Raw genomic sequence first — 5,528 nt, forward strand, 5'->3', positions numbered from 1 at the left:
CTCGGCGCTGGCGGCCGTGCTGCTCGCCGGGGCCGGCATGTTCGGCGCGGTCCTGCTGCTGCCGCTGTGGTTCCAGGTCCGGCTCGGCGCCGGGCCCGCCGAAGCCGGCGTCCTGCTCGCGCCGATGGGGCTGGCCACCACGGTGTTCGTGCTCGTGGCAGGCCGGCTGACCGACCGCTACGGCGGCGGGACCGTCTCGCTCACCGGGGCACTCGTGGTGCTGGCCAGCACGGTGCCGCTGCCGTGGTTCGGCCCGGACACGCCGATGTGGCTGATCCAGGCGCTGCTCCTCGTCCGCGGCGCCGGGCTGGGCCTGTCGATCATGCCCGCGTCGACGGCGGCCTACGCGTCGGTCGCCGCCGGCGAACTGGGGCACGCCACCGCGCTGGTCAACATCGTCATGCGCGTGGGCGGCGCGCTCGGCGGCGCGGTCTGCGTGATCGTGCTGTCCCGCGGCCTGTCCGCGGCCCCGTCGACCGGTTTCGGCTGGGCGTTCGGGGTGCTGGCGGCACTCTGCGTGCTCAGCGTCCTGGCCACCGCGTGGCTCCGGCGCGCCGAGCGTATGTCCACAATGGACGTCAAGGCCTGATCCACCTGGGAAGCTGGCGCGATCACCGGATCGGTGATTTCCTGGAGCCGAGCAAACACTGTCGGTGAGGGGAAGGGCTGGCAATGTCGGGGGTAATGAGGCGGCTGCTGACTGCCGCGGCGACCACAGCGGTACTGGGGAGCCTGTTCGCGGCGCCCGCTTCGGCGGCGGAATCCGTCGACTGGAAACCGTGCGCGGACGCGCCGGACGTCGACTGCGGCACGGTCACCGTGCCGATCGACTGGGCGCACCCGGACCGCGGCACCACGTCCATCGCGCTCGCGCGGCGCAAAGCGACGGATCCGCAGGCCAGGATCGGCTCGATCCTGATGGACCCGGGCGGTCCCGGCGGCGCGGGCGCGGGTGAGGTCAAGGCGGGCTGGACGCTTTCGGCCGAGATCACCAAGCGGTTCGACACCGTCGGGTTCGACCCGCGCGGCGTCGGCGACAGCACGCAGATCAAGTGCGGGCTCGACGAACTGATCGCCGATCACCCGAAGGTGCCGAAGAACCAGGCCGAATTCGAGCAGCTCGCGCAGTACAACCGGAAGCTCGGCGAAAGCTGCGGCCGGCTCACCGGCCCACTGGCGCGGTTCGGCGACACCAAGAGCGTCGCGCGCGACATGGACGCCATCCGCGCCGCGCTCGGCGAGCGGAAGCTGACGTACTACGGCGTTTCGTACGGCACGCTGATGGGCCAGCAGTACGCGGAACTGTTCCCGGACAAGGTCCGCGCGCTCGTCCTCGACAGCAACATGGACCACTCGCAGTACACCGCGTGGGACTTCCTGAACAGCGAAACCCAGTCCGTGCAAGCGGAATTCGGCGAGTTCGCCGCCTGGTGCGACCGGACGGCGAGCTGCGCGCTGCACGGCCAGGACGTCTCGAAGGTGACGCGGGACCTGCAGGACAAGGCCGCGCGCGGCGAGCTGAAGGACCCGCAGAGCGGTGAGGCGATCACGCCGCTGGACCTCGCGTCGATCTTCCAGGGCAGCTTCTACGGCCCCAGCTGGGATCGGCTCGCGACGGTGCTGAAGTCCTTCAAGGACGGCACGCCGCCGCCCGCGTCGGCGCGGCTGCGCGAGGACACCCCGGTCAACAACGTCTTCCAGAGCGTGTTCTGCGACGACTGGCGCCTGCCGGTGCACAACTTCGCCGAACTGGAGGCCTACCGCCGGACCGCCGCGGCGCTCGCGCCCGACGTCAAGGTCAACTCGCTGGGCTGGACCGCCGTCACCGGCTGCATCGGCTGGCCGGAGCGGGCGAGCAACCCGCAACACCCGCTGCAGGTCCACGGCGCCCCGCCGCTGCTGATGGTCAGCAGCCGGCACGACCCGGCGACGCCGTACGCGTGGTCGCAGACGGCGGCCCGGCAGAGCGGCAGCACGCTGCTCACCTACGACGGCTGGGGCCACGGCGCGTACTTCAAGAACAGCCAGTGCGTCACCAAGGCCACCGACGACTACCTGATCAGCGGCAAGCTGCCGGCCAAGGGCACGCACTGCGCCGCGGTCGAGCCGGGTACGGCCGAGGCGCGGATCGCCGGCCCGAAGCCGCCGTCGACGATCGCCTTCTGACGCCTTCCACTGCGTGGCCGGAACCGGCAGAATCGGTTCCGGCCACGCACTGGTGCGCGGAAGGAGCCGGAAATGCTTCGTCGATTCTTCGCCGTCCTGGCGGCGGTCCTGGCGGCGAGCGCGCTGCTCACGGCACCGGCGGAAGCCCGCTCCCACGGCGGCTACCTCGCGCTGGGCGATTCGGTCGCGTTCGGCTACCGGCCGAATGCGGGCGCGGACTACTTCGACGCGGACAACTTCCGCGGTTACGCGGAGAAGTACGCGGCCGTCCGCGGGCTGACGCTCGCCAACGCGTCCTGCCCGGGCGAGACGACGGGCAGCCTGCTTGATGTCAGCGCGCCGAGCAACGGCTGTGAGAACGGCTACCGGCTGGCGTACCCGCTGCACGTCGCCTATCCCGGCGCGCAGATCGACAACGCCGTGCAGTACTTGAAGACGCACCGCGACACCCGGCTCGTCACGCTGACCATCGGCGCCAACGACATGTTCCGCTGCCGCGACACCACCCCGGACCACTGCACCGGCGCGACGTTCGAGGCCGCGCTCAAGCAGGTCGGCGCGAACCTGGCCACCATTCTCGGCAAGGTGCGCGCGCAGTACCGCGGCGAACTCGTGCTCGTGTCGTACTACTCGCTCGACTACCGCGATCCCGCGCAGGTCGCCCAGGTCAAGGCGATCAACGCGACGCTGGCCGACGTGACCCGGCACTACCGCGGCGCCGTCGCCGACGGGTTCACGGCGTTCCTGCTGGCTTCCCTGCGCACCGGCGGCGATCCGTGCGCGGCGGGTCTGCTGGTCAAGCTGCCGTCCGGCGGCTGCGACGTCCACCCGAGCGCGGCCGGCCACCGCGTCCTCGCTGCGGCGCTGGCCGTGGCGGTCGCGTTCCGCTAGGTCAGCCCCGGCGGAAACCGCGGCGCAGCACTTGCCACCAGCCACCGCGCCGCACCGCGGCGCGGTCCGCGGCCGGCCCGGTGCGGCGGCGCATCCGGTACGCCATTTCCAGCACCTCGAGGTCCTCGGGACGGCGCCTGCCGTGGACGTCCGACCGGAGCATCAGCTCTCCGACCGAAACGGGTCTGCCACTGCCACGGTGCGCCGTGCGCGCCATCAGGAACCTCCGCGTGAATGCTGCCGACCGAGCGCCCCAATTCTATGAATTTGATTCGGGTTCGTCACCTTACTGGCCAGTTGTGTCCGGTGGGCTAACCTGATTCGATGATCACCATTGGGGGCCTCACCGAAAGCGACCGCGCGACCTGGGAAAACCTGTTCGCCGGCTACAACACGTTCTACGGCAGGACACTCCCGCCCGAACGAATGGACCGCGCGTGGCGCGAGTTCGCGGCCGGCGAGCGCATGCACGCCCTCGGCGCGCGGCTCGACGGCGAACTCGTCGGCATCGTCCACTTCTTCACCCACGTCAGCACCACCTCGGACGACGTCTGCTACCTGCAAGACCTGTTCACCGACGAGAAAGCCCGCGGGCGCGGTGCCGGCCGGGCGTTGATCGAAGCCGTCGTCCAGTGGGCCAGGGCGCGGGGATGCGTCCGCGTCTACTGGCACACGCAGACGTCGAACGCCACGGCCCGGCGGCTTTACGACCAGGTCGCCGTCGACAAGGGATTCATGCAGTACCAGATCCCGCTGGACGCCTAACTTCCGCGCCGGTGCCGGCCGCCGCCACCGCACTCGTGGTGGCCGCCGCCGCGGTGGTGGCCGGTCCACGCCGGTTGCCGTTCCGGGGCGGGGCCGCGGGACCAGGTCGGCACGTCCGGGATTTCGTGCCGCACCGGCGCCGCGTGCTGGGGTTTCGGTTTCGCCTTGCCCACCACTTTGACCGCCCGGGCGAGAGTTCCGCGACGCCCCGGTGAAATTCCGGAATTCGGATTCGGCACCCCTGCCACCGGAGAAATATCGGCGGGTTTCCCGACCGGCGCCACGGATTCCCCATCCGGCCGAGCGGATGGCACCACGACGTCGGCCGGCAGCGGGATCAGCGCGACCGGCGGTGGCTCCAGGCCCACCGGCGGCCACGACGGGCCCGCGTCCCGCTGCACCGGCATCGACACCGCCGCGCCGACCCCGCCGGTCAGCGCCAGTGCCCCGGCGACCACCGAAACCACCCGCAGCCGGGCGAGCGAACGCAGGACCTGCGGTTTTTCCCGGTGCCGTGCGGGCGCTCCCCGGTCGTGCGGCGCGGTGGTCCGGACCAGCAGCTCGGCGACGGTGACGTGCTCCCGGCGCGGCGCCCTACGTGCCATCAAACCCTCCACCTCGGGCCGACCGGACCGCGGCGGTGCGTCCGGTCGGCCGATCATAGGAATGGCGAACCGTCGTGTAAAGGCTTGCTCACCCTGAGTTTCAGGCGAGCCGGCCGCCACCGTCCACATGCAGCACCGTGCCGGTGACGAACGGGTTCCGCAGCAGCTGCAGAGTGGCCACCGAGACGTCTTCCACCGTGCCCACCCGGCGCGCCGGGTTCGCGGCCGACGTCCGGCGGAACAGCTCGTCCTTCGCTTCCCCGAGGCGGTCCCACGCGCCCGAGTCCACAATGCCCGGTGAGACGGCGTTGACCCGGACCGGCGCCAGCTCGACCGCGAGCGCCTCCGCGAGGAACGCCACCGCGCCGTTCGTCGTGGCCATGACCGTCCGCTCCGGCACCGGCCGCCAGGCGGCGACTCCGGAGAACAGCACCATGGCGCCGCCGTCGCGGAACCGCGGGGCAAAGTGCTTGGCCAGCAGCAGCGGCCCGATCACCTTCGCGTCGAACGCCCGCGTGACCGCGTCCCGCGCCAGCGTGGTGACCGGGCCGTTCGCCGGCGCCGACGCGAGCGTGACCAGGTAGTCCACTTCACCGGCCTCTTCGGCAAGCGCTTTCAGCGACGATTCCTCGGCCAGGTCCGCGAATGCGGCCCGCACCCCCGGCTCGGCGAACCGCGCCGGGTTCCGCCCGGCCAGCGTGACTTCGACGCCCGCCGCACGCGCGTCCACCGCGATCCGGCGGCCGATTCCCGAACCGCCGCCCACGACGACCAAGCGCTTTCCCTCGAACGACATTTCCGTGCTCCTTTCGTCTCGCACACGTCGTTCAGCGCTCGCGGACCTCCACGCAATCCCGTCCTGAACCCGATGTTTCCGATGGTTGCGATAAAATCGGCTAATGCCTACGTTGCGCGCGCTCGAGTGCCTGGTCGCCGTCGTGGACGCGGGGTCGATCACCGAGGCGGCCGCGCGGCTGCACCTTTCGCAGCCCGCGTTGTCCCACCAGATCGGCGCGCTGGAACGCGAGCTGGGCGCGCCGGTGCTCGAACGGCTGCCACGCGGGGTGCGCCCGACCGCCGCGGGGCGCGCGGTCCTGGCCG

The 5,528-nt window shown here is 71.4% G+C and carries 8 protein-coding genes; 5 read left to right on the plus strand and 3 right to left on the minus strand.

All coding sequences use genetic code 11. The annotated features are described in order from the left end of the window. The 3 genes from G3I65_RS52875 to G3I65_RS52885 all read left to right on the plus strand — a co-directional run. Positions 1-589: MFS transporter (locus G3I65_RS52875; protein WP_160703779.1), on the plus strand; the 589-nt coding region annotated here is incomplete at its 5' end. 95 nt (positions 590-684) lie between these two features. Then, complete coding sequence (locus G3I65_RS52880; protein WP_239071992.1) at positions 685-2,166, plus strand: alpha/beta hydrolase; 1,482 nt, start codon at positions 685-687, stop codon at positions 2,164-2,166. A gap of 72 nt (positions 2,167-2,238) precedes the next feature. Then, positions 2,239-3,057 carry an SGNH/GDSL hydrolase family protein gene (locus G3I65_RS52885; protein WP_160703783.1) on the plus strand — a complete coding sequence of 273 codons (819 nt, stop codon included), beginning with the start codon at positions 2,239-2,241 and terminating at the stop codon, positions 3,055-3,057. Between the two features lies 1 nt (position 3,058). Here G3I65_RS52885 and G3I65_RS52890 read toward each other — a convergent pair whose 3' ends face one another. Further along, positions 3,059-3,220, minus strand: a complete 162-nt coding sequence (locus G3I65_RS52890) for a hypothetical protein (protein ID WP_163046914.1) — start codon at positions 3,218-3,220, stop codon at positions 3,059-3,061. A 161-nt stretch (positions 3,221-3,381) separates the two neighbouring features. On the opposite strand from G3I65_RS52890, the gene G3I65_RS52895 reads away from it, so the two are divergent. Next, positions 3,382-3,822 carry a GNAT family N-acetyltransferase gene (locus tag G3I65_RS52895; protein WP_125313048.1) on the plus strand — a complete coding sequence of 147 codons (441 nt, stop codon included), beginning with the start codon at positions 3,382-3,384 and terminating at the stop codon, positions 3,820-3,822. On the opposite strand, the gene G3I65_RS52900 is transcribed toward G3I65_RS52895, so the two are convergent. Then, entirely contained in the window at positions 3,819-4,427 is a 609-nt protein-coding gene (locus tag G3I65_RS52900) for a hypothetical protein (RefSeq protein WP_239071993.1), read from the minus strand. The two genes, G3I65_RS52895 and G3I65_RS52900, sit on opposite strands and share 4 nt — an antisense overlap. 100 nt (positions 4,428-4,527) lie before the next feature. Then, positions 4,528-5,223: an SDR family oxidoreductase gene (locus G3I65_RS52905; protein WP_160703789.1), complete on the minus strand. Its 696-nt coding sequence runs from the start codon at positions 5,221-5,223 to the stop codon at positions 4,528-4,530. A gap of 103 nt (positions 5,224-5,326) precedes the next feature. On the opposite strand from G3I65_RS52905, the gene G3I65_RS52910 reads away from it, so the two are divergent. Further along, the coding region (locus tag G3I65_RS52910; protein ID WP_160703791.1) for a LysR family transcriptional regulator at positions 5,327-5,528 on the plus strand (202 nt) is incomplete at its 3' end.

The organism is Amycolatopsis sp. SID8362 (genome assembly GCF_010550475.1).
GTDB lineage: Bacteria > Actinomycetota > Actinomycetes > Mycobacteriales > Pseudonocardiaceae > Amycolatopsis > Amycolatopsis eburnea.

What these genes read in the sequence shown, in the direction of transcription:
- G3I65_RS52880 (WP_239071992.1), top strand. Translation starts at nt 685, where the DNA reads ATGAGGCGGCTGCTGACTGCCGCGGCGACCACAGCGGTACTGGGGAGC.
- G3I65_RS52885 (WP_160703783.1), top strand. Translation starts at nt 2,239, where the DNA reads ATGCTTCGTCGATTCTTCGCCGTCCTGGCGGCGGTCCTGGCGGCGAGC.
- G3I65_RS52890 (WP_163046914.1), bottom strand. Translation starts at nt 3,220, where the DNA reads ATGCTCCGGTCGGACGTCCACGGCAGGCGCCGTCCCGAGGACCTCGAG.
- G3I65_RS52895 (WP_125313048.1), top strand. Translation starts at nt 3,382, where the DNA reads ATGATCACCATTGGGGGCCTCACCGAAAGCGACCGCGCGACCTGGGAA.
- G3I65_RS52900 (WP_239071993.1), bottom strand. Translation starts at nt 4,427, where the DNA reads ATGGCACGTAGGGCGCCGCGCCGGGAGCACGTCACCGTCGCCGAGCTG.
- G3I65_RS52905 (WP_160703789.1), bottom strand. Translation starts at nt 5,223, where the DNA reads ATGTCGTTCGAGGGAAAGCGCTTGGTCGTCGTGGGCGGCGGTTCGGGA.